Annotated in this window: 24 protein-coding genes; 16 read left to right on the top strand and 8 right to left on the bottom strand. The window is 69.4% G+C overall.

Translation table 11 applies throughout. The features are described from left to right. Positions 1-4: 4 nt before the first annotated feature. Positions 5-424 (bottom strand): DUF7144 family membrane protein, encoded by a 420-nt coding sequence (locus ABTV10_RS18260; RefSeq protein WP_499029124.1) that lies wholly within the window; start codon positions 422-424, stop codon positions 5-7. Between the two features lie 206 nt (positions 425-630). Here ABTV10_RS18260 and ABTV10_RS18255 point away from each other — a divergent pair, with 206 nt between their 5' ends. From ABTV10_RS18255 to ABTV10_RS18240, 4 genes are read left to right on the top strand one after another with little or no spacing between them, the layout of a single operon-like run. Further along, positions 631-1,227 (top strand): HdeD family acid-resistance protein, encoded by a 597-nt coding sequence (locus ABTV10_RS18255; protein WP_499029122.1) that lies wholly within the window; start codon positions 631-633, stop codon positions 1,225-1,227. Positions 1,228-1,277: 50 nt separating this feature from the next. Further along, the gene (locus ABTV10_RS18250) at positions 1,278-1,880 is read left to right on the top strand and encodes a PH domain-containing protein (RefSeq protein ID WP_499029121.1); all 603 of its coding nucleotides are present in this window, start codon (positions 1,278-1,280) and stop codon (positions 1,878-1,880) included. 38 nt (positions 1,881-1,918) lie between these two features. Continuing rightward, positions 1,919-2,599, top strand: coding sequence for a response regulator transcription factor (locus tag ABTV10_RS18245; protein WP_127914529.1), 681 nt, complete (start codon positions 1,919-1,921; stop codon positions 2,597-2,599). Between the two features lie 12 nt (positions 2,600-2,611). Next, the gene (locus ABTV10_RS18240) at positions 2,612-3,937 is read left to right on the top strand and encodes a sensor histidine kinase (protein WP_499029119.1); all 1,326 of its coding nucleotides are present in this window, start codon (positions 2,612-2,614) and stop codon (positions 3,935-3,937) included. On the opposite strand, the gene ABTV10_RS18235 is transcribed toward ABTV10_RS18240, so the two are convergent. Next, on the bottom strand, positions 3,934-4,482 hold the full coding sequence (locus ABTV10_RS18235) for a GtrA family protein (protein WP_499029117.1): 549 nt from the start codon (positions 4,480-4,482) through the stop codon (positions 3,934-3,936). The two genes, ABTV10_RS18240 and ABTV10_RS18235, sit on opposite strands and share 4 nt — an antisense overlap. Positions 4,483-4,673: 191 nt before the next feature. Between ABTV10_RS18235 and ABTV10_RS18230 the strand changes: the two genes are divergently transcribed. The 4 genes from ABTV10_RS18230 to ABTV10_RS18215 are packed head-to-tail and all read left to right on the top strand — an operon-like array spanning position 4,674 to position 8,328. Then, positions 4,674-5,879, top strand: a complete 1,206-nt coding sequence (locus tag ABTV10_RS18230; RefSeq protein ID WP_499035215.1) for a 5-(carboxyamino)imidazole ribonucleotide synthase — start codon at positions 4,674-4,676, stop codon at positions 5,877-5,879. Positions 5,880-5,915: 36 nt separating this feature from the next. Continuing rightward, positions 5,916-6,425: a 5-(carboxyamino)imidazole ribonucleotide mutase gene (gene purE, locus ABTV10_RS18225; RefSeq protein WP_499029115.1), complete on the top strand. Its 510-nt coding sequence runs from the start codon at positions 5,916-5,918 to the stop codon at positions 6,423-6,425. Between the two features lie 30 nt (positions 6,426-6,455). Beyond that, positions 6,456-7,649 carry a sensor histidine kinase gene (locus tag ABTV10_RS18220; RefSeq protein WP_499029113.1) on the top strand — a complete coding sequence of 398 codons (1,194 nt, stop codon included), beginning with the start codon at positions 6,456-6,458 and terminating at the stop codon, positions 7,647-7,649. A 10-nt stretch (positions 7,650-7,659) separates the two neighbouring features. After that, the gene (locus tag ABTV10_RS18215) at positions 7,660-8,328 is read left to right on the top strand and encodes a response regulator transcription factor (RefSeq protein ID WP_499029111.1); all 669 of its coding nucleotides are present in this window, start codon (positions 7,660-7,662) and stop codon (positions 8,326-8,328) included. Between the two features lie 69 nt (positions 8,329-8,397). Here the strand turns inward: ABTV10_RS18215 and ABTV10_RS18210 are convergent, their stop codons facing one another. Then, positions 8,398-9,255, bottom strand: coding sequence for a DUF559 domain-containing protein (locus ABTV10_RS18210; protein WP_499029109.1), 858 nt, complete (start codon positions 9,253-9,255; stop codon positions 8,398-8,400). A 258-nt stretch (positions 9,256-9,513) separates the two neighbouring features. On the opposite strand from ABTV10_RS18210, the gene ABTV10_RS18205 reads away from it, so the two are divergent. Then, on the top strand, positions 9,514-10,269 hold the full coding sequence (locus ABTV10_RS18205; RefSeq protein ID WP_499029107.1) for an ABC transporter ATP-binding protein: 756 nt from the start codon (positions 9,514-9,516) through the stop codon (positions 10,267-10,269). After that, on the top strand, positions 10,269-12,710 hold the full coding sequence (locus ABTV10_RS18200) for an ABC transporter permease (RefSeq protein WP_499029105.1): 2,442 nt from the start codon (positions 10,269-10,271) through the stop codon (positions 12,708-12,710). The genes ABTV10_RS18205 and ABTV10_RS18200 overlap by 1 nt, the downstream gene beginning before the upstream one ends. 66 nt (positions 12,711-12,776) lie before the next feature. Here ABTV10_RS18200 and ABTV10_RS18195 read toward each other — a convergent pair whose 3' ends face one another. The 4 genes from ABTV10_RS18195 to ABTV10_RS18180 form a co-directional block, all read right to left on the bottom strand. Next, a complete protein-coding gene (locus ABTV10_RS18195) occupies positions 12,777-13,487 on the bottom strand; it encodes a TIGR03089 family protein (protein WP_499029103.1) in 711 nt (236 codons plus the stop codon). Between the two features lie 131 nt (positions 13,488-13,618). Then, a complete protein-coding gene (locus ABTV10_RS18190; protein WP_499029102.1) occupies positions 13,619-13,771 on the bottom strand; it encodes a hypothetical protein in 153 nt (50 codons plus the stop codon). A gap of 230 nt (positions 13,772-14,001) precedes the next feature. After that, complete coding sequence (locus tag ABTV10_RS18185; RefSeq protein ID WP_499029100.1) at positions 14,002-14,667, bottom strand: hypothetical protein; 666 nt, start codon at positions 14,665-14,667, stop codon at positions 14,002-14,004. A gap of 25 nt (positions 14,668-14,692) precedes the next feature. Beyond that, entirely contained in the window at positions 14,693-16,189 is a 1,497-nt protein-coding gene (locus tag ABTV10_RS18180; protein ID WP_499029098.1) for an LCP family protein, read from the bottom strand. 130 nt (positions 16,190-16,319) lie between these two features. On the opposite strand from ABTV10_RS18180, the gene rfbD reads away from it, so the two are divergent. The 4 genes from rfbD to ABTV10_RS18160 are packed head-to-tail and all read left to right on the top strand — an operon-like array spanning position 16,320 to position 20,016. Next, a complete protein-coding gene (gene rfbD, locus ABTV10_RS18175) occupies positions 16,320-17,177 on the top strand; it encodes a dTDP-4-dehydrorhamnose reductase (RefSeq protein ID WP_499029096.1) in 858 nt (285 codons plus the stop codon). A gap of 34 nt (positions 17,178-17,211) precedes the next feature. Beyond that, positions 17,212-18,114: a glycosyltransferase family 2 protein gene (locus ABTV10_RS18170; protein ID WP_433606157.1), complete on the top strand. Its 903-nt coding sequence runs from the start codon at positions 17,212-17,214 to the stop codon at positions 18,112-18,114. Beyond that, positions 18,111-19,190, top strand: coding sequence for a mannose-1-phosphate guanylyltransferase (gene manB / locus ABTV10_RS18165; protein ID WP_499029094.1), 1,080 nt, complete (start codon positions 18,111-18,113; stop codon positions 19,188-19,190). Before ABTV10_RS18170 ends, manB begins: the two co-directional genes overlap by 4 nt. A 49-nt stretch (positions 19,191-19,239) precedes the next feature. Next, positions 19,240-20,016 carry an SGNH/GDSL hydrolase family protein gene (locus tag ABTV10_RS18160; protein WP_499029091.1) on the top strand — a complete coding sequence of 259 codons (777 nt, stop codon included), beginning with the start codon at positions 19,240-19,242 and terminating at the stop codon, positions 20,014-20,016. Positions 20,017-20,082: 66 nt separating this feature from the next. Here the strand turns inward: ABTV10_RS18160 and ABTV10_RS18155 are convergent, their stop codons facing one another. Beyond that, positions 20,083-21,366 carry an MFS transporter gene (locus ABTV10_RS18155; protein WP_499029089.1) on the bottom strand — a complete coding sequence of 428 codons (1,284 nt, stop codon included), beginning with the start codon at positions 21,364-21,366 and terminating at the stop codon, positions 20,083-20,085. Positions 21,367-21,528: 162 nt separating this feature from the next. Here ABTV10_RS18155 and ABTV10_RS18150 point away from each other — a divergent pair, with 162 nt between their 5' ends. Both ABTV10_RS18150 and ABTV10_RS18145 read left to right on the top strand, forming a co-directional pair. After that, positions 21,529-22,275: an IclR family transcriptional regulator gene (locus tag ABTV10_RS18150; protein ID WP_499029087.1), complete on the top strand. Its 747-nt coding sequence runs from the start codon at positions 21,529-21,531 to the stop codon at positions 22,273-22,275. Positions 22,276-22,384: 109 nt separating this feature from the next. Then, on the top strand, positions 22,385-23,572 hold the full coding sequence (locus ABTV10_RS18145) for a 4-hydroxybenzoate 3-monooxygenase (RefSeq protein WP_499029085.1): 1,188 nt from the start codon (positions 22,385-22,387) through the stop codon (positions 23,570-23,572). The last annotated feature ends 32 nt before the right edge of the window (positions 23,573-23,604 follow it).

Here is a 23,604-nt window from a genome sequence, read left to right as displayed (position 1 = left end):
GTTCTCAGGCCTTCGCGGTGTCCCACGTGGAGACGGCCCAGATCACCACGATGTCGAGCGCGATGATCAGGATCGACCACATCGGGTACCACGGGATCCACAGGAAGTTCGCGATGAGCGACAGCGCCGCGATGATGATCGCGCACACACGCGCCCACGTCGCGCCGGTCAACAGCGCCAGACCGACGAGGACGACCACGATGCCGATGATCAGGTGGATCCAGCCCCACGTCGTGAGGTCGAACTGATACACGTACTCGGGGCCGACGACGAAGACGTCATCGTTGGCCAGCGCGGAAATTCCCTGGAAGATCTGCAGAATTCCGACGGTCATGAGAACGATCGCGGCGGCGATCGATGCACCCGCCGCGAAACCCTGTTTTGCGCCACCGCCCGAAGCGTGCGTCGTCGTGGTTGTGGTCATTGCAGTTCCCCTCTCGATGGGTCGCGAAAACCTCGCTGGAGAAGCCAATTCATCGGGTGGAGTTTCCGACGTTCCCGTCGAAGATTCCTCACCCCTCGCGGGTGAAACGCGTTCGCGGTCGAGGTGGGCTCGCAATCCCTCCTCGAGCGTCGTTTGCTGTTACTTTGACGCTGATCCACGAAATCTCGTGCGGCGGAGGGGTAGCGATGAATGCTCAACAGGGAATGTCCGAAGGGGCCGGCGGCGCGTGGGTGGTCGACGGTTCCCGTGATCTGGAGACGGCCGGCCGGTTCCTGACCGGGCTGACGGTCGTGTTCGGACTGCTCACGCTCGGTCTCGGAATTGCGATGCTCGTGTGGCCCGACGCGACGTTGGTCGTCGCTGCCGTGCTCATCGCGATCCAGGTGTTCGCCTTCGGCATCATCCAGATCGTCCGGTCCTTCGCCGAAGTGAACGCGCCGACCGCGGCGCGTACGTTGACCGGTCTGTCGGGTGCGCTGGCGATCCTGCTCGGGTTTCTCGTCCTCCGCAGCCCGCTCCAGACGCTGGTGATCATCGCCCTCGTCATCGGTGCATGGTGGGTGTTCCGCGGCGTGCTCGACATCGTCGCGGGTGCGTCGGAGGTCCGCGGCCACCGCGCCGCCAGCATCGTCCTCGGACTGATCAGCGTCGTCGCGGGTGCCATCGTGCTGCTGCAGCCGGAACTGTCGCTCGGGGTGTTCGTCATCGTCGTCGGCGTCTGGATGATCCTCTACGGCATCATCGTCGTCGCCGCACCGTTCCTGGCGCGCCGGGTGAGCTGACGGGCATCCGCGTCGGAAGGCGGCCTGCTCGAACCTGTCACACTCTTGTCATGGGATACCCACAGGACGCCCTGGCGGCGGACGAGGAACTGGTGCTGCACCGGCATCCGCACTGGAAGATGCTCGTCATTCCGTCGGCGATCTTCATCCTCGCCACCGCGATCGCGGGTTTTCTGGTGGGGCTCGCGGAATCGCAGTTGACCGGCGGCGCAGTGACGGCGGCGTCGCTCGTGATCGCCGTCGCGTGGGTCGCCATCGTGGTGTGGAAGGTCCTGGTTCCGGCGCTGCGGTGGAAGTCGACGCATTTCATCGTCACCGACCGAAGGGTGATGATCCGACACGGCGTGCTGACCCACACCGGCATCGACATCCCGATGAACCGGATCAGCAATGTGCAGTTCCGGCACGGACTCGTCGACCGAATGCTGCGCACCGGGACGCTCATGATCGTCGCGTCGTCGGACGATCCCCTCGAATTCGACGACATCCCCGAGGTCCAGCAGGTGCATTCGCTGCTGTACCACCAGGTCTTCGATTCCACGAGTACTCACCGCGACCACCCGGACCATTACTACGACGATCGTTTCTCACGGCCGGACCAGTGGCCGGGCGCGGCCGGTGAAGATGGTCGGAATCACCGGAAAGGCTGGTAATAGATCCGCGCGGGCGGAACCGACCGTAGGCTGTCGTCGTGACCGCCGTACTGCTTGCCGAAGATGACGAGGCCATCGCTGCTCCGCTGTCGCGTGCACTCGGCCGCGAGGGCTACACCGTCACGATCGAACAGACCGGACCCACCGCCCTCGAGCGGGCGCTGACCGGCGAGTTCGAACTCCTGATCCTCGATCTGGGCCTGCCCGGGATGGACGGACTCGAGGTATGCCGCCAGTTGCGCGCGCACAGCCTGGATCTGGCGGTACTGATGCTCACCGCGCGCACCGACGAGGTTGACTTCGTCGTTGGACTGGACGCGGGCGCCGACGACTACGTCGGCAAACCGTTCCGGCTGGCCGAACTCATGGCGCGGGTGCGGGCGCTGCTGCGACGCAGCGGGGGCGGGGAGGACGTCGTCGTCGAGGTGGCCGGGATCCGGCTCGAGCCCGCGGCGCGCCGCGTCCTGGTCAACGGGTCCGAGGTGGCGCTGGCCAACAAGGAGTACGAGCTGCTGCGGGTGCTTCTCGAGCACGCCGGTCAGGTCGTCTCGCGGGACACGATCCTGCGTGAGGTCTGGGGCGACGTCGAGTTGCGGGGGTCGAAGACCCTCGACATGCATATGTCCTGGCTGCGGCGGAAGATCGGCGACGAGGGCGCGGGCGCGGATCGGCGGATCGCCACCGTGCGCGGCGTCGGATTCCGCATCAATACCGACTAGGTCCCGTTCGCCGTGCGTCGCAGAATTCTGCTGTCGATCCTCGCGGTCGTCATCTTCACCGGTGTGCTGCTGGGTGTCCCACTGGTCTACACGGCGTGGCAGTGGGTGGAGGACTTCACCCGCAGCGATCTCCAGGCCAGGCTCGACCGGATGGCGGCGGAGATCATCGTGCAGGAGGGCAGCGCCGGCGTCGTCGAGGACGGGCTGGACACCACCTCGCTGCGCCTCGTCGTCCCGGAGGGAGGCAAGCTGGTCGTCGTCTATCCGACGCCGGAGGAGGGCGCCGCGCGCCTCGACATCGGTGCCGAGAGGGTGGATTCACCGCTGGTCGAGTCGCTGTCGATGGGAACGTCCGGTTCGCTGCGCCTGGAGGCGCCGTCGGACCGGATGCGGACCCTGCAGCGGCAGGCGGTCGGCGCGGTGACTCTGCTGGTTCTCGCGTCGATGGGTGCCGGTGCGGGCGTCGCGGTGGTCACCGCGAAGCGTCTCGCCGACCCGCTCAAGGACGTCGCCGAGCGGGCGGCGCGGCTCGCCGAGGGCGACTTCCGGCCCGATTCGCGCCGCCACGGCATCCCCGAACTGGATCGTGTGTCCGACGTGCTGGACTCGGCGACCGTCGAGATCTCGGGGCGCCTGCAACGCGAACACGCGCTCGTTGCGGACGTGTCGCACCAACTGCGCAGTCGTCTCACCGCGGTCCGGCTGCGACTCGACGAACTGTCGGGTCACCCGGATCCGGACGTGGTGCACGAGGCGGAGGAGGCGATGGCGCAGGTCGACCGGCTCACCGTCGCCGTCGACGACCTGGTGCGATCGTCGCGCGACAGCGGCGCCGCCAACCGGGAGCCGGTGTCGGTGGTGGGGGAGCTCGCGAGCGTCGTCGCGGACTGGCAGGGCCCGTACAAGGACGCGGGCCGGGTACTGCGGCTGCGAGGCGAGCCGCGGCTGACGTCGAAGGCGACCGGAACGCGGCTACGGGAGGCGGTGTCGGTGCTGATCGACAACTCGCTGCAGCACGGGGCCGGCACGTGCACGGTGTCGGTGCGACTGGTGTCGGGTCCGGCGGGGCGAGGGTCCGCCACAGGATCACGCGTGTGCGTGGAAGTGTCCGACGAGGGGGAGGGCGTGAGCGACGAGCTGGCGCCGCACATCTTCGACCGGGGATTCTCGGGTGCCGGGTCGACGGGTGTCGGGCTGGCGTTGGCGCGGGCGCTCGTCGAGGCCGATGGGGGCCGACTGGAACTGCAGCGGCGACGCCCGGCGCTGTTCGCGGTGTTCCTCGCGCCCGTCCGGGACGATGTGCCGACCCGGGTGACCGGCATCCACGAGCCGCGCTAGATGTGCCCGGGTTCCTCGCCCGTGAGCTCGGCGGCGGGCTCCGGCTGTGCGATCACCTCGTGGCCGGTCTCCTCCGGGAACACCCACCGGCGGAAGGACCAGAACCGGAAGACCATCTGCAGCAGGTTGCCGATGATGTAGTTCAGGATGAAGTCGACGACCACGAGCGCCGTGAGGCTCACCGACGAGCGGATGTCGAAGATGTTGTTCGCGATGAACAGCGGCGCCGCCGCGATGCCGACGCCGATGCCGCTGATCGTGAAGAAGAGCAGTGCCTCGTGATGCCGCTCGCGGCCACCGCGGTGCTTGAACGACCACTCGCGGTTGAGGATGTAGCTCAGGATGGTGGCGACCACACCCGAGAAGATCTTGGCGACGACGGGCTTCTGCTCGAGGATCGTCAGGCTCAGGGAGTAGAAGATGGCCAGGTCGACCACCATCGTCGTTCCGCCGACGATTGCGAACTTGATCAATTCGTGGTGGCGGAGGACGACGGCCCGGAGGGGCTGAGGAACTCGGCTCAACGCCGCGTCGACGAAAGACACAACGAAGTATTGTACGAACCCGCGGTCTCGATCGATGCAGTGGATTGCTACTTATCAGCTTCTCCACAGGTCGAGACGCCGGATGACCTCGGCAGAACTGCGCTCGAGCGAACGTGACACCATGGTGTGTCGTGACCGGCAAATCTGATTCCGAATCTCGCCCCACCCCTCCGCGTGATCTCCCGAGCGGGATGCCCGTGGTGACGATGATCGGCGGCGGTCAGCTCGCGCGCATGACGCACCAGGCCGCGATCGAGCTGGGCCAGACCCTGCGGGTGCTCGCGGGCAGCATCGACGAGCCCGCCGCGCAGGTCAGCCCCGACGTCGTGCTGGGCAGCCATACGGACCTTGCCGCGTTGCGCAAGGCCGCCCTCGGCTCGAACGCGCTGACGTTCGACCACGAACACGTTCCCACCGAGCACCTCGACGTGTTGGTCTCGGAGGGTGTCAACGTGCAGCCGCCGCCGCAGGCCCTCGTGTACGCGCAGGACAAGCTCGCAATGCGCCGGAAGCTCAGCGAGATGGGTGCACCGGTCCCAGCCTTCGCCGAGGTCACCTGGGCCGAGGACGTCGTCAGGTTCGGCGCCGAACACGGCTGGCCCGTCGTTCTCAAGGCTGTGCGTGGCGGCTACGACGGCCGCGGTGTGTGGATCACCGACGACTCCGACGAGGCCGAGGCCATCGTCACCGAGCAGCTCGACAAGGGCGTCACGTTGATGGTCGAGCAGGCCATCGACTTCACCCGCGAACTCTCCGCGATGGTCGCGCGTTCGCCGTTCGGGCAGGGCGCGTCGTGGCCGGTCGTCGAGACGGTGCAGCGCAGCGGCCAGTGCGCGGTCGTGCTCGCGCCGGCCCCGCAGCTGTCCGCCGAGCTCGCGGTCGAGGCCGAGCAGCTGGCGCTGCGGGTGGCGTCCGAACTCGGTGTCGTGGGCGCGATGGCCGTCGAGCTGTTCGAGACCACCGACGGCACGCTGGTCGTGAACGAGCTGGCGATGCGTCCGCACAACTCCGGTCACTGGACGCAGGACGGCGCGCGCACCTCGCAGTTCGAGCAGCACCTGCGCGCCGTCCTCGACTACCCGCTCGGCGACCCGTCGCCCCTCGCCCCGGTCACGGTGATGGCGAACGTGCTCGGGGCCGCGGAAGCGCCTGCCATGAGCATGGACGAGCGGCTGCACCACCTGTTCGCGCGCATGCCCGACGTCAAGGTCCACCTGTACGGCAAGGGTGAGCGCAAGGACCGCAAGATCGGGCACGTGAACGTGCTGGGCGGCGCCCAGGGTTCTCTGGACGACCCGGCGTACGTCGCGGCCGTGCGCGAGCGAGCGGAGCGGGCGGCGCACTGGATGTCGCACGCCGAATGGACTGACGGGTGGGATGTACATGGGCGGGAATGACACTGTTTGGAACGAGCACACGGGAGCAGACGCGAAGTGACTGAATCGAACGGGCCCCTCGTCGGGCTGATCATGGGCAGCGACTCGGACTGGCCGACGATGGAGGCCGCCGCCGAGGCACTCGCCGAGTTCGGCATCCGGTTCGAGGTGGGCGTCGTGTCGGCGCACCGCACCCCGCAGCGCATGCTCGACTACGCGCGTGACGCGGCCGGACGCGGAATCAAGGTCATCATCGCCGGTGCCGGCGGCGCCGCCCACCTGCCCGGTATGGTCGCGTCGGCGACGCCGCTGCCGGTGATCGGCGTCCCGGTTCCGCTCAAGTACCTCGACGGCATGGATTCGCTGCTGTCGATCGTGCAGATGCCGGCCGGTGTGCCGGTCGCGACGGTGTCGATCGGCGGCGCCCGCAACGCGGGTCTGCTCGCCGCCCGCATCCTCGGCGCGTCGGATCCGGCCCTGCAGCAGCGGATGGCCGACTTCCAGGCCGGGCTCGAGCAGATGGTGCTCGAGAAGGACGAGGCTCTGCGCGCCAAGCTGCTGGGCTGAGCAGTACCGGTCGGGCTCTAGGCTGGGGGCATGGCGCGTTCCCCGGCCCGATCTCGACTGAGCGAGCGTCTGTATCGCTGGAGCGCCGTCCACGCGGTCGGCATCGACCGCGTCGAGGCGGCGCTCCTGACGTTGGTCTGTATCCCGACCGCGATCGGCTTCGGCCCGGCCGCGGTCGTCGTCTCCCTCGGCATGACGGTGCCGCTGGCGTGGCGGCGCTCGAAGACCGTCGTGTCCGGGTTCGTGGTGGCGGCGTTCGCAATCCTGCACCTGCTCGTCGTCGACCAGATGCTGATGCCGAGCGTGGTCGCGGTGCCGGTCGCGCTCTACGCGTTCGCGGCCTACGCACCCCGGTGGAGCAGTTACACCGCCCTCGGCATCGCCATCCTCGGAGCGACGGCGGCCGGGTTCCGGTACTTCGCGAACAAGGAAGTCGGGCTGGAGGCCGCGGCGGTCTCCGCGGTCTTCCTCACGGTGTTCGTGCTCGCGGTGTGGGCGTTCGGCGACCTGCGCCGGGTGCGCATCCAGGAACTCGAGGGTCTGGCCGAGCGGGCCCGGCTGCTCGAACTCGAGCGTGCGCAAGAGGCGGAGTTGGCGGCGGTCAACGAGCGCACCCGCATCGCCCGCGAGATGCACGACATCGTCGCGCACTCGCTGACGGTCGTCATCGCGCAGGCCGACGGCGGCCGATACAGCGCGGCGCAGGACCCGCAGGCCGCGATCACCGCGCTCGAGACCATCGCCTCGACGGGCCGGCAGGCCCTGACGGACATGCGGGCGCTGCTGTCGGTGCTCCGCGAGGACCGGCCGCGCGAGTTCGCGGCAATGCCCGGCGCCGACGACATCGAGAGCCTGGTTTCCGAGCTGCGACGCGGCGGCTTGGACGTTGGCATGACGGTGACCGGTGAGCGGCACGAGCTGTCCACGGGCGCGGGGCTGACAGCGTATCGCATCGTGCAGGAGTCGCTGACCAACGTCCTCAAGCACGCCGGCCCCGGGGCGCAGGCGCGCGTCGCGGTGAACTGGGGATCGGACGACGTCGAACTGGTTGTCGCCGACGACGGCCGTGGCGGTGCGGCGGCACTGATCGAGCCGTCGCCGGGCGGGCAGGGCGTGATCGGCATGACCGAGCGGGCCAAGCTGCACGGCGGAAAGCTCACCGCCGGACCGGTGCCGGGCGGCGGCTACCGGGTGCGGGGCAGGCTCCCGTACGTCGCACCCTAGGCTGGACGCCATGATTCGCGTGGCCCTCGTCGACGACCAGCAGCTGGTGCGGGCCGGGTTCCGCATGGTGATCGACTCGCAGCCGGACCTCACCGTGGTTCTCGAGGCGTCGGACGGCGCCCGCGGAGTCGAGGAGTTGTCCCGCACGCCCGCCGACGTCGTGCTGATGGACGTCCAGATGCCGAACATGGACGGCATCGAGGCGACCCGCCGGCTCACCGCCCGTGACGATTCGCCGAAGGTGGTGGTGCTCACCACGTTCGAGAACGACGAGTACGTGATGTCGGCGATCAGCGCCGGTGCCAGTGGCTTCCTGCTCAAGGACGTCCCGCCCGAGCAGTTGCTCGACGCGATCCGCACCGTGCACCGCGGCGACGCCGTCATCGAGGCCCGCTCGACCCGCAAGCTGCTGCAGCACGTGGGCCCGATGCTGGGCAACTCGGTGCAGCCGTCACTGCCCGAGGACCTGACGCCGCGCGAGGTGGAGGTGCTCGAGGCGATGGCCCACGGGCTGTCGAACGCGGAGATCGCCGAGAAGTTCGTGGTCTCCGAGGCCACGGTGAAAACCCATGTGGGACGGGTGCTCTCGAAGACCGGCTCGCGGGACCGTGTGCAGGCGGTGCTGTACGCGTTCCAGATCGGTCTCGTCCGGCCGCAGGACCTGCTGGGCTCCGACTGACGTCGGCTCAGGCGCCCATTCTTTCGGAAGCGGCGCGGAAACCCGCGCGATCAGGCGAAGAATGGGCGCTCAGGACGATCGGCGTCGCGCGTGTCGGCGGCGCCGCACCACCGCGACGATCTCGTCCGCCACGGCGTCCGGATCGGTCAGGACGTCGTAGGCGGCGTAGCGCAGCACCAGCCAGCCCTGTCGGACCAGCCAGTTCTGGCGTCGTCTGTCGCGGCGGAACACGTCCGGCGCGCTGTGGAACTCGCGGCCGTCCACCTCGACGACGAGTTCGGCTCGGGCATCGACGAAGTCGCACACGTACGGGCCGACGGGTTCGTTCACGGCCATCGGACAACGCCGCCGGTTGAGCGCCCGCGCGAGCAGACGTTCCGGTTCCGACGCGGCCCGCACGGCGGCGGTGCGGAACTGCCCCCTGGATGACGTGTTGCCCCACCTGCCGGGACAGTTGTCGAGCAAGTCTCGCAACTGCTGCGGGGCGACCGACCTGGTCAGTTGATTGTCCACGAGGCGTTCGAATTCGTCCGCGGACATGACGGCGGCGCAGTCCACCAGTGCCTGCGGGGCCGACACCGTCGGCAGCGACCAGGCTTCGCCGACCTGGGCGTCGGCGAGGTTACGGCGATGCAGGAGAAGCCACTTCGGCGTTCGTGCCCGAACGTGGGCGGGCACCGTGGCCTCCACGATGTCCGGTTCACCGGTCCATCCGTGCAGCCAGGCCGCGGTCCGGTGGCTGAGCACGGCGGTCGGCTGCCAGCGTGTCACTGCGTGGCAGAGCGCAAGCGTCGTCGGCTCGGTCATCGCATAGATCCGCGGTAGCACTCGGTGGTATCGGCCGCTGCGGCATCGGCTGCCGATCGTGCTGCGCGGGATACCGGCGGCGAGCAGTTCGTCGTAGGTGTGGATTCCGAAGGCGTTCACGATCGCAGACTCGGGGCCGATGCCGACATCGAGTGCCCGTGATTCGAGGCCGGCAGGAAATCTGGGGATGACGGCTGCCCTGTGGACAGTCGGCCTCACCGCCCATTCCTTCGACGTAGCGGCGGGAACCTGCGCCGATCGCGAAGGAATGGGCGCCCAGGCTGATGCCGGGTCCTACCGAGGTATGACGCCGGCGTCCGCGGAGATCGCCCCGCGCTCCGATGTGGAAGGACCCTGACCAGCCATAACGTCGACAGCATGAGAAATGGTGACCAGAAGGTGCAGGCGCGGGCCCTGACCAAGACGTACGGCGGCGGCGAGACCGCGGTCCACGCCCTGCGTGGTGTGGATGTGGACTTCGAGGCCGGCGCCTTCACCGCGATCATGGGTCCGTCCGGCTCGGGCAAGTCGACGTTGATGCACTGCCTGGCCGGACTGGACGTGGCGACGTCGGGCACGGTGCACGTGGGCGGCACCGAGATCACCGCGCTGGGCGACCGTGAGCTGACCGAACTGCGCCGCGAGCGGATCGGGTTCGTGTTCCAGGCGTTCAACCTGCTGCCGGTGCTCTCGGCGGAGGAGAACATGCTGCTGCCGATGCGGCTGGCCGGACGGGTCCCCGAGCGCGGCTGGCGCGACGAGGTGGTGCGGCGCCTGGGCCTGACCGACCGGCTCGGACACCGCCCCCACGAGCTGTCCGGTGGACAGCAGCAGCGGGTCGCCGTCGCGCGGGCGCTGTTGCCGCAGCCCGACGTGATCTTCGCGGACGAGCCCACCGGCAACCTGGACTCGCGCACCGGTGCCGAGGTGCTCGACCTGCTGCGGTCGAGCGTCCGCGAGACCGGGCAGACCGTCGTGATGGTGACCCACGACCCGGTCGCCGCGTCGTATGCCGATCGCGTAGTGCTGATCGCCGACGGCACCATCGCCGGCGAGATCGACCGTCCTACCACCGATTCGGTGATCGAGACGATGCGTTCGCTCGGCGCCGACGACCTGAGCAGGACCCGCTGATGCGTGGCTTGGCGTGGGCACAGATGCGCGCGCATGCGGGACGGTATGTCGCGTCGATCCTGGCGGTCGTGATCTCGGTGGCGTTCATCGTGGCGACGCTGACGTTGAACGCGACGCTCAAGGCCGGCGTGACGGGTTCGCTTGCCGGGCAGTACGCGACGACGGACGTGGTCGTCACCGGCACCGTCGACCCCGCGACGGTCGCGGCGATCCCGGGCGTGCGGGCGGTCGCCGAGGACAGCTCGGCCAGTGTGAAGGTGCGGCGCGACGGTGAGGGCTCGTCGTACGGGTCGGCGGTGTCGCTGTCGCAGGACCCCGGGTTGCGTTGGCAGAAGTTGCAGGACGGCCGGTTCCCGGAGGCGTTGGGGGAGGTCGCGGTCGGGTCCGGGTCGGATATCCCGGTCGGGACCGACCTGACGGTGACGGTGCTGGGCAGCGACTCCCAGACGGAGACCGCGAAGGTTGTCGGCACCGTCGATCTGGCGGGCACGGCGCAGAGCATGAACGGCACGACCATCTACGCGACGCCGGCGCAGCTGGGGCAGTGGGCGTCGGGCGCGACGGTGCGGGAGATCCGCGTGGCCGGTGACGGCACCCTGTCGCAGGAACAGTTGGCCCAGCGGATGGGGTCGATGCTGCCCGCCGACGTCACGGTGGTGACCGGTGTCCGGCAGGCGGAGTTGGCGTCGCAGCAGTTCCTCGGCGACTCCGACGTCCTGGCGAGCGTGCTGCTCGCGTTCGGCGCCATCGCAGTGGTGGTCGCGGGGCTCGTTATCGCCAACACGTTCGCGGTCCTGCTCGCCGCCCGCACCCAGGAGTTGGCGCTGCTGCGCTGCGTGGGCGCCACGGCGGCACAGGTCCGCGGCAGTGTGCGGGTCGAGGCGGCCGGGGTCGGCGCGGTCGCGTCGGTGCTGGGCGTCGGCCTCGGTGTGGCCGCGGCCTGGTTGGTGGCGCAAATCGCTTCGGCGGCCGACGTGCCGATCCCGTTGCAGAGCTTGAGTGTGACACCGGTGACGGTGGTCGTCGGCCTCGCCGTCGGCGTCGTGATGACGATGGTTGCAGCATCGGCCCCGGGCCGGGCCGCAACCAGGGTGTCGCCGCTCGCGGCGCTGCAGCCGCTCGAATCGAAGCCGGAATCGGTCGTGGTGTCGCGGACCCGTCGAGTGGTGGGGACTCTCGGGCTGCTCGCCGGCGTCGGCATTCTCGGCGTCGGTGCCGGGACCGCGCAGGTGCTGATCGCGTGCGTCGGCGGGCTGCTGACCTTCGTCTCGATCGTGATCCTCGGACAGCGGATCATTCCCGCGGTGATCTCACAGGTGGGTGCGGTGGTGTCCCGCCTGGGCGGCCCCGTGGGCCAGCTCGCGGCCGGCAACGCCGGCCGTAATCCGCGCCGCACCGCGGCGACCGCGACGGCGCTGCTGATCGGCGTCACGCTCACCAGCACGCTCGTCGTCGGGATCGCGGTGACCAAGGCCAGCGCGCCCGGCGCTGTCGACGACCAATTCCCGGTGGACGTGAGCGTCGTCACCGAGGAAGCGGCGGGACTGCCGGTCGATCTCGTCGACCGGGTGCAGGGCCTGCAGGGTGTGGCCGCGGTCGCGCCGATCGGGACCGCCGACGTCGCCCTGTCCGACGGGCGCACGATCCGGGTCACGGGCGTCGACCTGGGCGCGGTTCGTGCGACGCTGCGTTCCGACGTCGAGCTGCCGGTCGCGGACCAGCTGCTGCTGCCGTCGGCCGATATGCAGTACTACGGACTTCATGCGGGCGACAAGGTCGCGCTGGCCGGCAACGTGGGTCGTGCCGAGGTGACGGTGGGCAGCGCGGACGGCCGGACCTCGTTGACCGAGGCGCGGATTCTGACGGCGCTGTCGTCTCAGGTGGTGCAGGACCAGATGTGGATCCGGCTCGACGACGGACTGAGCGACGCCGACAGCCGTGCCGTGCAGGACGAGATTACTTCGCTCGCAGAGCAGTTGGCTCCGGGCAGCGATGTCGGCGGCTCGCTCGTGATGCGCGCGACGCTCGACAGCGTGCTGGACACGCTGCTGCTGATCGTCGCCGGGTTGCTGTCGGTCGCGGTGGTGATCGCGCTGATCGGTGTCGGTAACACGATGGCGCTGTCGGTGCTCGAACGGCGCCGCGAATCCGGGCTGCTGAGGGCGCTGGGCCTGACCCGGTCGGGCCTGCGGTCACTGCTGCTGTGGGAGGCGCTGCTGATCGCCGGCGTGGCCTCGGCGCTCGGCGTGGCGCTGGGTCTGGTGTTCGGCATCAGCGGATCGGCGTCGGTGTTCGGTTTCGACGACCTCGTGCTGAACACCCTGCCCTGGGCGACGCTTGCGCTGATCGCGGTGGGCGGTGGCGTCGCCGGCGTCGTCGCGGCAGTGCTGCCGGCGCGGCGGGCGGCCGGTACCGCGCCGGTGGCGGCGCTGGCCGGCTGAGCAGCGACGAGACGACGCAGGGCCCGGGATCACCGTGATCCCGGGCCCTGCCGTGTCGATCGACCCCTATCCGCCGAGTAGGGCGGTGACCTTCTCGGAGTCGACGCGGCGGGCGAGCGCTGCGTCGTCGGGGTTGGAGACCTGCACCAGCGAGGCGCCGACCGCGAGGACCGAGACCAGTCCCGCGATCAACTCGTCGGCGGTGGCCCACGTACGCGTGGAGAGCGCCCGGTCGGCTCCGGTCACGTGCTGCTCGGCGGCGACGGCCCGGGCCGCCGCGACGACCTCGTCGACGCCGCGCCCGTCGAGTGCGGCGGGGCCGGAGCCGACGGCGCGGAACTGGTCGCCGTGCACGCGCACGGCCGTCGCGTAGTCGGTGATCCCGACGGGCAGGTCGGGCACCGGGCGGCCGAACGCGTCGAGCGAGAGCACCGCGACCTCGGGGACGTCGGCGACGTCGTCGAGTCGATCGACGGTGACGAGGGCGGCCTCCGCGTCGGGATCGGCGTCGAGCGTCACCTCGAGGCCCGCCCACCAGGCACCGAGCAGGACGGCGGCGGTCTGCCAGTGCGCGGGCAGCAGCACCGACACGCGCGCACCCGGCATCAGCGCGAATTCGTCGCACAGGAAGTTCGCGGTCTTCGCGGCCCAGTTGGCGAGGGTTACCGCCGACAACTCGATGCGCTCACCGGTGGCGTCGTCGTAGTAGGTGATTCGCGGGCCGGCCGGGTCGGCGGCGAGGATCGGATCGAGTAGCGCGGTGGTCAGGTTGGGCACGGGGCCAATCTACTTCGACGGATTCGGATCGTGTCGGCAGGTTCCCGTGCGCAGGCGGGACACGGCGGTGTGTGCCCCGCCTGCGTGGACCGCGGCGTCAGGAGGCCGCGGGTACCGGAGTCGGTCCGACGTCAGGATCCGAAGTTGAACCCGCCGTTGGCGCCACCGTTGGCGCCGCCGCCGGCCTGAGCGCTGGAGCCGACGGAACCGCCGTCCGAGCCGAGTCCGAAATCGGCGCCGAACATCGCGGACAGCAGTGCCGAGAAGAGAGCGGAGAAGGACATGATGTGCTCCTGTGTGTCACTCGATCCAGGTCGACACCGGCTGGTGTCGAGAGTGATTGGACCGTGCGCCGTGCCGTCGACGGGCGGGATCGGCGGCAGATTAGGGGGCGATTAGGGGGAGGTGGGGGGTCCCTATCGGCGATAGGGGAAGGCGCGGCCCCTCAACGGTTTTCGCTCTGCGTGTCGGACGCGATTGCTGATCGCTCCCTAGTTCACCGGTGTAGCCGCTGTCAGATCCCATCGGTTCGAATGCGGCGCCAGTCCGACGCAGCGTCCGGAAGGCGCGCCGACACGTCGTTCCATCCGATCCAGCGGGTGCCGGTGATCTCGGCCAGGAGAAACGGTCCGGACTGCCAGAAACTGTGGGTGGGTTCGTCGAACACGTACCAGCCGTGTAGCCACAGCGGCGTGGCCCGATCGGTCAGGCCCGACACGGCTGGTGCCGCCTCGTCGTCGGCGACGACCAGGTTGCGGCAGCCCATCACGGTCTCCTGCAGGACGAACGATGTCAGGAAATGTTCCAGAGTCGGGGCGAGCTCGACATAGTCGTCCATGTCGACGTCATCCCACATCCAGTGCGCGTTGCTGAACACCGCCGACGAATCCGCGCTCGCCGCCACTCGACAGGTCCAGCTGTCCTGGTTCTCACGCAGGAAGTCGATCGTGCCGCCGCTCGCCGACAGGTCGGCCGCGCGCACGAGCACATCTTGGTGCTGGAAGATCATCGGTGAGGCGGGCAGGTGCTCTTCGGGATCTCGACACGGCCACCGTCCCGCGAAGGCGTACAGATCCCGCAAGGCGGACGGCAGGGACGCCGGCAGGTCGGCGTCGGGGCAGCCGTACCCGGCACTCCGGCCGCCGTACCAGTCGACCAGGAAGTCCTTCAGCCACTTCACGGTTCCGTCCGAGAGCCGGCTCCCGTCAGTTGACACAGTGCGGACCCTTGTTACCCGCGTCGATCGGCGGGCCGGGTTCGACTGGCGTGGGCGAGGTGCCGGCGCTCGAGATGCCGCCGGAGGCCGACGACGCCGAGGACGAGGATCCGGTGGGGCCCTTGTAGTCACCGGCGAGGACGACGCGGACCTCGCCCGACGGCAGGGACGTGTCGGTCTCGACGGGCAGGCCGCCGAGCGTGACGGACACGGCCTGCGCGGCCTTGCTGTCGGACTTGTTCGCGAACACCGTGGTCCGCGAAACGGACTTTCCGGTGTTGTTGCCGACGTCGCCGAGGCCGAATCCCTTGTTCTCGAGCGTGGTGGCGACGGTCGCCGCGAGGCCACCGATGCTGCTGTCGTTGGCGACGTCGACGGTGACGGAGGAGACGTCGATCTCGGGCATCGTGGTCGGGACGGCCGAGGTGGTCGTCTCGCTGTCGTCCTCCTGGGGTTCCTCGCCGACGAGTCCGGCGACGTACGCGCGGACCGCCTTGGGATCGACCTGGACGATCGACTCGCCGTAGTCGGTCATGGCATTGATGTCGACGACCGGGATGGTCTCGAACTTGACCTCGCCGCCGGCGAGATCCTGCAACTGGGTGGCGAAATCGATGATGTCCCAGTCGGAGTCGAGCACCACGGACCGCTGGACGGCGGCGGTCAGCTGGTTCAGCTTGCCCGGGTTGGTGAGCGTCTTCGCGCTCAGCACCTGCTGGACGAGGGACGCCATGAAAACCTGCTGCCGGACGATGCGATCGAGGTCGCCGCGGGGCAGGTCGTGCCGCTGGCGGACGAAGCTGAGGGCGTCGGAGCCGCTCAGTGTCTGCTCGCCGGCCGGGAACTTCGCGCCCGAGAGCGGTTCGTCGACAGGCGCGTTGAGACACACGTCGACGCCTCCGACGGCATCGGTGAGCAGGACGAATCCGAGCAGGCCGATCTCCGCGTAGTGGTCGACGGTGATGCCGGTGAGCTTCGCGACCGATTCGATGAGCGCCTCACGGCCCGCCTGGGTGGATTCCTTGTCGACCGTGGATTCCGATTCGCCCTCCTCGATCAGCTTCTGGCGTTCCATCTCCTTGGTGGCGCCGTACGCCGCGTTGATCTTCGACTTCCCGATCCCGGGCACGTCGACGTACGCGTCGCGGGGGATGGAGATCGCGGTGGCGGAACTGCCGTCGTTGGGGACCCGGACGAGGACGATCGTGTCGGTGTTGGACGCGACCTCCTCACCGGCGCGCAGTGCGGCGAGTTCGGACTGGCTGAGCGGATTTCCGTGTGCGTCGGTGCGGCTGTCGGTGCCGACGAGGAGGATGTCGATGGCGCCGTCCTTGCCGCCGCCCAAACCGAGTCCGCCGGCCGTGGCGAGGCTCGAGCGCAGCGAATCGACACTGCGCCAAGCGAATCCGGTGACCACGAGCACGAGGACCGCCGCAATCGCGATGGCGATCTGGATGCGCGAGACCGGAGCTGGCGGTCTCGGCACCTCCCGTGTGGTGGGCTCCTGCGGCACGTGTGCGCCTCCATGACGGTCGGTTCTCATACTGTCGTCAAGGCTACTGGTCTTCTCCGCTCGGCACGCGATACAGCTGTCCGGCGTGCCAGACTCGGCAGCTGTGACGACTCTTCTCGTGACCGGTGCCCGTGGGCAGCTGGGAAGCCAATTGCTGCGGCGCGCGGAGGCCGCCGACGTCCCCGTTTCCGGTGTGGGCTCGGCCGAACTCGACATCACCGATCGCGGTGCGGTGGATTCGTGGGTGCGGCCGAATGCGGTGGTCGTCAACTGCGCGGCGTACACGGCGGTGGACGCGGCCGAGTCCGACGAGGAGGCCGCCGCGGCGGTCAACGAGATCGGGGTGCGGAATCTCGCGTCGGCGTGTGCGCGGGCCGGTGCGCGGTTGGTGCACGTCTCGACCGACTACGTGTTCGCCGGTGACGCGACCACCCCGTACGAGCCGGATGCGCCGACCGGTCCGCGGACGGCGTACGGACGGACCAAGCTGGCCGGCGAGCAAGCGATCCGCGAGGTGTCGCCCGACGCGCAGATCGTCCGGACGGCATGGGTGTACACCGGCACCGGCAACGACTTCGTCGCGACGATGCTGCGGCTCGAACGCGAGCGCGAGACGGTCCAGGTCGTGAACGACCAGACGGGGTCGCCCACGTTCTCGGCGGACCTGGCGGCCGGGCTGCTCGAACTGGCCCGCACCGGGGGCGACTGCGCCGCGGGGGTCACGACACTGCACGCGACCAACACCGGTGCCGCGACCTGGTTCGACCTGGCCCGTGCGGTGTTCGAGGGGGTCGGAGCCGACCCCGACCGTGTGTTGCCGTGCACCAGTGCGGAGTTCGTGCGCCCGGCGCCGAGGCCGTCGTACTCGGTGCTCTCGCCGGCGGCGTGGGCGGCCGCCGGACTCACGCCGTTGCGGCCCTGGCGGGACGCTCTGGCCGACGCGCTGGCGCGGCTCGAGTGAGGACGAAGCGGGCTTTCGGGCTACGCTTGCCCGCGTGAGTTCGAAGCTGGCCGTGGTGACGGTGACCTACTCGCCCGGCGAGCATCTGGAGCATTTCCTGAGCACGCTGGTCGATGCGACGGTCGAGAAACCGCAGGTCATCCTGGCAGACAACGGGTCCACCGACGGTGCGCCCGAGGCTGCCGCGGCGGCTCACGAGCATGTCCGGCTGCTGCACACCGGCGGGAACATCGGCTACGGCGGCGCGATCAACCGCGCCGTCGCCGAGGTCGACCCCGACATCGAGTTCGTCGTCGTCGTCAACCCCGACGTGCGCTGGTCGCCGGGTTCCATCGACCAACTGCTGGCCGCGGCGGAGCGGTGGCCGCGGGCCGGTGCGCTCGGCCCGATGGTCCGCGAGCCCGACGGCAGCGTGTATCCGTCGGCGCGGCGGGTGCCCGATCTGGTCTCCGGCGCCGGGCACGCCGTCCTCGGCTCGGTGTGGCCGTCCAATCCGTGGACGCGGGCGTACCGCCAGGAGAACGAGACGATCACCGAGCGCCCGGCGGGCTGGCTGTCGGGTTCGTGCCTGCTGCTGCGCCGGGTCGCCTTCGACTCGATCGACGGGTTCGACTCGCGCTACTTCATGTACATGGAGGACGTCGACCTGGGGGACCGGCTCGGCAAGGCGGGCTGGCTCAACGTCTTCGTGCCGTCGGCCGAGGTGACCCATGCGAAGGGGCACGCTGCGGGCCGGCATCCCGAGTTGATGCTGCCCGCTCATCATCAGAGCGCCTATCGCTTCCAGGCCGACCGGCATCCCGCGTGGTGGCAGGCGCCACTGCGGTGGGCGCTGCGGGGCGGACTCGCCCTGCGTTCAAAGCTCGCGGTCGCCGCAGCCGTTCGTCGGCGCAGCGCGGACGACCGTCGAGAAATCGAGATTGAGGGGAAAGCATGACAACTGCTTCGGCCACCGATGCCGTCATTCTGGTGGGAGGCCAGGGCACCCGGCTGCGTCCGCTGACGCTGTCCGCGCCCAAGCCGATGCTCCCCACCGCGGGCGTCCCCTTCCTGACGCACCTGCTCGCTCGCATCAAGCAGGCCGGCATCACCCACGTCGTCCTCGGTACCTCGTTCAAGGCCGAGGTCTTCGAGGAGCACTTCGGCGACGGCAGTGATCTGGGCCTCGAGATCGAGTACGTCACCGAGGTCGAGCCGATGGGCACCGGTGGCGGTATCCGCAACGTGCTGCCCAGCCTGCGGGCCGACAACATCATGGTCTTCAACGGCGACGTCCTGGGCGGCACCGACCTGGGCGCGGTCCTCGAGACGCACCACCGGACCAACGCCGACGTCACCCTGCACCTCGTCCGGGTCGGTGATCCTCGTGCCTTCGGCTGCGTGCCCACCGACGACGACGGCCGCGTGAAGGCGTTCCTCGAGAAGACGCAGGATCCGCCGACCGACCAGATCAACGCGGGCTGCTACGTCTTCCGGCGCGAGATCATCGAGAAGATCCCGTCGGATCGCCCGGTGTCGGTCGAGCGCGAGGTGTTCCCCGCGCTGCTCACCGACGGGGCCCGCGTGTTCGGTCACGTCGACAGTTCCTACTGGCGCGACATGGGCACCCCCGACGACTTCGTGCGCGGCTCCGCGGATCTGGTGCGCGGCATCGCGCCGTCGCCCGCCCTCGATGGTCCGCGCGGCGAGTCGCTCGTCCACCCGGGTGCCGGTGTGGCGCCGGGTGCGCTGCTGATCGGCGGCACCGTCGTCGGCCGCGGCGCGGAGGTCGGTGCCGGCGCCCGCCTCGACGGTGCGGTGCTGTTCGACGGTGCACAGGTGGAGGCCGGTGCGGTGGTCGAGCGGTCGATCATCGGCTTCGGTGCCCGCATCGGCCCGCGTGCGCTGGTGCGCGACGCGGTGATCGGCGACGGTGCCGACATCGGTGCCCGGTGTGAGCTCATCAGCGGTGCCCGGGTGTGGCCCGGCGTCGCCCTGCCGGACGGTGGAGTGCGGTTCAGCACCGACGTGTGATTGCGCACGGATCGGGCTTCCTTAGCTCCGCTACTGAAATACTGGGGGCATGATGTCGCAGGAACCCGTCTTCCACCGGTACGTCGCCCTGGGTGACTCGTTCACCGAGGGCGTCGGCGACCCCGACGCGACCCGACCGAACGGCCTACGCGGCTGGGCGGACCGGGTGGCCGAGGAGCTTGCCCAGCGCACCGCGGATTTCGGGTACGCCAACCTCGCCGTCCGGGGCCGGCTACTGGGCCCGATCATCGACGAGCAACTCGACGCCGCGATCGCGCTCGAACCGGACCTGGTGACCATCTACGCCGGTGGCAACGACTTCATGCGGCCCAAGATCGACATCGACGAACTGGTCGCGCGGTACGACGAGGCGATCGGCAAGCTCACCGCCACCGGTGCCACCGTGCTGGTGTGGACCGCGTACGACGCCGGGTGGGCGACGGTGTTCGGCAAGCTCCGGGGCCGCTCGGCGATCTACAACGAACTGGTCCGCGAGGTCGCCGACCGGCACGGCGCGAAGATCGTCGACTTCTGGCGGTTCGACGAGTACGAGGACCTGCGCATGTGGGACTGGGATCGGCTGCACATGTCGACCCCGGGGCATCAGAACATGGCGATCCGCGTCCTCGAGACGCTCGGCGTCGAGCACCACATCGTGATGGATTCGCTGGGCCCGGATCTGCCCACCGACACGGCGTCGCGGCGCCGTGCCGACCTGAAGTGGACCCGCGAATTCCTCATCCCGTGGATCGGGCGCCGGGTGCGGGGCACGTCGTCGGGCGACGGCATCACCGCCAAGCGCCCCACCCTCGCGCCCATTCGCTGACCCCGCGGGTCGACGACGAAGGCCGACCGGAGACGTCCGGTCGGCCTTCGTCGTGGTTGCGGGTCGTCAGTCGGTGCTGATAGTGCGGGTCGAGGAGATCGCGACCAGGCCGACCAGGCCGACGAGCGCAAAAGCGTAGAAGCCCCACGGCACCGCGTAGCCGGCGCCGAGCAGCGCGCCGCCGAGGATCGGGCCGCAGATCGCACCCACGCGGCCGACGCCCGCCGACCAGCCCAGGGCGGTGGCGCGAATGTTCGCGGGATGGTTGGCGCTGGTGAAGGCGTACACGAGCACCTGCGCGCTGAAGACGAAGCAGCCGGCCAGGAAGACCATGACGTAGATGCCGGCCGAGATCTTGATGCTGAGCAGCGCGAGGAACAGGGCCGCACCGGCGAACCACACGATGGCGGCGGTGCGCGGGCCGACCTTGTCGGCGACACGACCGGCGATCAGGAGTCCGACGACGGCGCCCGCGTTGAGGACGAGCAGGAAGGTCAGCGCGGCGCCGAGTTCGTAGCCGGCCTCGCGCATGATCGTCGGCAGCCACGTGTTGATGCCGTAGACCAGCAGCAGGCCCATGAACGAGGTGACCCAGATGGCGATGCTGTTGCGCAGGTACTTCGAGGAGAACAGCGTGCGCACCGGGTCCGCGGCCGTCGCGACGGGGGCGTCGACTGCCGGGGTCGCCTCGAGTTCGAGGCCGTACTGCGCGGCGATGCTCTCGGCCTCCTCGCGGCGGCCCTTGGAGAGCAGGTACGACGGCGATTCGGGCAGGTACTTGATCATCAGCGGGATCAGCACGAGCGCGGGCGCCGCACCGACGACGAACATGGAGTGCCAGCCGAACGGGTCGATCAGGACGAGAGCCAGGGCGGCGGTCGCCACAGCACCGACGTGGTAGCCGGTCATGAGCATCGTCGACGCCGATCCGCCGCCCTGCTTCTTCGAAAACTCGTTGACCAGCGCCAGCGCAGTCGGTAGGCAGCCGCCGAGGCCGATGCCCGCGAGGAAGCGCAGCAGGCCGAAGACGAACGGGTTGGGCGCGACCGCGCACAGCAGCGTCAGCACCGAGAACGCGGCGACCGCGTAGATCAGCGCCCGGCGGCGGCCGATGACGTCGGTGAGTGTGCCGATGATGAGGGCGCCGATCGTCATGCCGATCAGGCCGAAGGTCGAGATCGTGGTGATCGCGCTGGTGCTGAGGTTCCAGTCGCCGTACTCGCGCAACGACGGGATGACCGCACCCAGGACGACGAGATCGAATCCGTCGAGGAGGACGGCGATCCAACACAGCGGGGCCACCCACATCGCGGCTCGACCGCGTGTCGCGGGTCGTTCGATGGTGCTCATTCGATCTCCAGAAGCCGAGGTGTTCGCAATACGAACTACCGTTCAATTTTGGAACGCGGCAATTGTTGGTTGGATCACACGCGAAAGTCAAACCGCGAACCTGCCGGTCTGATAAGCCCACGCGTTTCGTGCCAGCGGGCGCCGGGCGGCGACACTGGACGGGTGAGTGACGCGAACGAAGCCGGCCGCAGCATGCTCGGAAGGGCCTTTCATCTGCTCGATTCCTTCTCCGCCGAGCGGCCGCGGCTGACGCAGTCGGAGTTGAGCCGCCGCACCGGGCTTCCGCTCCCGACCGTGCACCGGCTGTGTGCGCAGCTGGTGGAGCGCGGAGCCCTCGAGCGCGACGGCGAGGGCCGGTACGAGATCGGGGTCCGGCTGTGGGAGCTGGGGGCGCTCGCGCCGCGCGCGCACGGCCTGCGGCAGGTCGCGATGCCGTACCTCGAAGACCTCTACGAGGCGACCCGCGAGAACGTGCAGTTGATCGTCCGGGAGGGGCTCGAGGCCCTCTACGTGGAACGGCTCTCCGCGCGGGGCGCGGTCGCCGTCGTCGGCCGCGCCGGTGGCCGCCTGCCGCTGCACGCGTCGAGCGGCGGTCTCGTGCTCCTCGCGCACGGCGGTCCGGGCCTGCTCGAGGAGGTGCTGGCCGCGGGTCTCGAGCGGTTCACGCCCAACACCATCACCACCGAGCATCGGCTGCGGCAGACGCTCGACGAGATCCGCCGGACCGGGTTCATCGTCTGCCGCGAGCACCTGAACATCGGCACGCTCGCGGTCGCGGCCCCGATTCTCAGGCCCGGCGGCGAGGTGGTCGCGTCGATCTCCGTCGTCGTCGGCGCGGCAGCGGATCCGGCTCCGCTGATCCCCGCGCTGCGGGCCGCCGCCCGGGGAATCTCACGAAATATCGCGTGACGCACGTCTCGTTCCCGGATTCGTCTTTCACTGAGTGAAAGTCCGTCTGTCGCCTCGGGCCGTGCGCCGGGACAGTGTTGGCGATCACGATCTACCGAGGAGATGACGCATGACCATTTCGAGCACCCAGGTCGGCATCGTCGGCGCCGGCCCCGCCGGACTGATGCTGTCCCACCTGCTGCACTTGCGGGGCATCGAGTCCGTCGTCCTCGAGGCCCGGACCCGGGACGAGGTGGAAGGCACCATCCGGGCCGGTGTGCTCGAGCAGAACACCGTCGACCTCATGACCTCGACCGGCCTCGGTGACCGGGTCAAGGCCGAGGGTCTCGAGCACCACGGCATCGAACTGCGCTTCGGCGGCCGCGGGCATCGCATCGCGTTCGACGAGCTGACGAACGGCCGCGCCGTCACGGTCTACCCGCAGCACGAGGTTCTCAAGGACCTCATCGCCAAGCGCCTCGCCGACGGCGGCGACATCCGGTTCGGCGTCTCCGACGTCGAGGTGCACGACCACACCACCGACAACCCGTACATCACCTACACCGACGCCGACGGCAACACCCAGACGCTGAAGTGCGCGCTGGTCGGCGGTTGCGACGGCTCTCGCACCCAGACACGGAAGCTGATCCCGGAGCCGTCCATCCGGCAGGACCACTTCCGCCAGTACCCGTTCGCATGGTTCGGCATCCTCGCGGAGGCGCCGCCGTCGTCCGACGAGCTGATCTACGCCAACCACCCGCGCGGCTTCGCGCTCATCAGCACCCGCACGCAGGAGGTGCAGCGGCACTACCTGCAGGTGGACCCGAACGACTCGGTGGACAACTGGTCCGACGACCGGATCTGGTCCGAACTCCACGCTCGGGTGGACGGCGAGGGCGCCGAGATCAAGGACGGCAGGATCTTCGAGAAGTCGATCCTGCAGTTCCGCAGCTTCGTGTGCGAGCCGATGCAGCACGGCAATCTGTTCCTGGCCGGCGACGCCGCACACACCGTTCCGCCGACCGGTGCCAAGGGTCTCAACCTCGCTGTCGCCGACGTCTACGTGCTCTCGAAGGGCATGGCCGAGTTCTTCGAGACCGGCAACCGTGGTCGGCTCGACGCCTACACCGAGACGGTGCTGCCGCGGATCTGGCGCACGCAGCACTTCTCGTGGTGGATGTCGTCGATGCTGCACCGCCTGCCCGACGCCTCCGGCTTCGACCACAAGCGTCAGGTCGCGGAGCTCGACATGGTGACCCGATCGGTCGCCGGTCGCACCCTGATCGCCGAGAACTACGTCGGTACGCCGCTCGGCTGACCCGCGGGGACGGGTTCGGCCGGCCCCCGCGT

It is taken from the genome of Paraburkholderia sp. RHO2, assembly GCF_050955445.1.
GTDB lineage: Bacteria > Actinomycetota > Actinomycetes > Mycobacteriales > Mycobacteriaceae > Prescottella > Prescottella agglutinans_A.
Note: the sequence above shows the minus strand (reverse complement) of the source record. Positions and strands in the feature narration are given on the sequence as shown.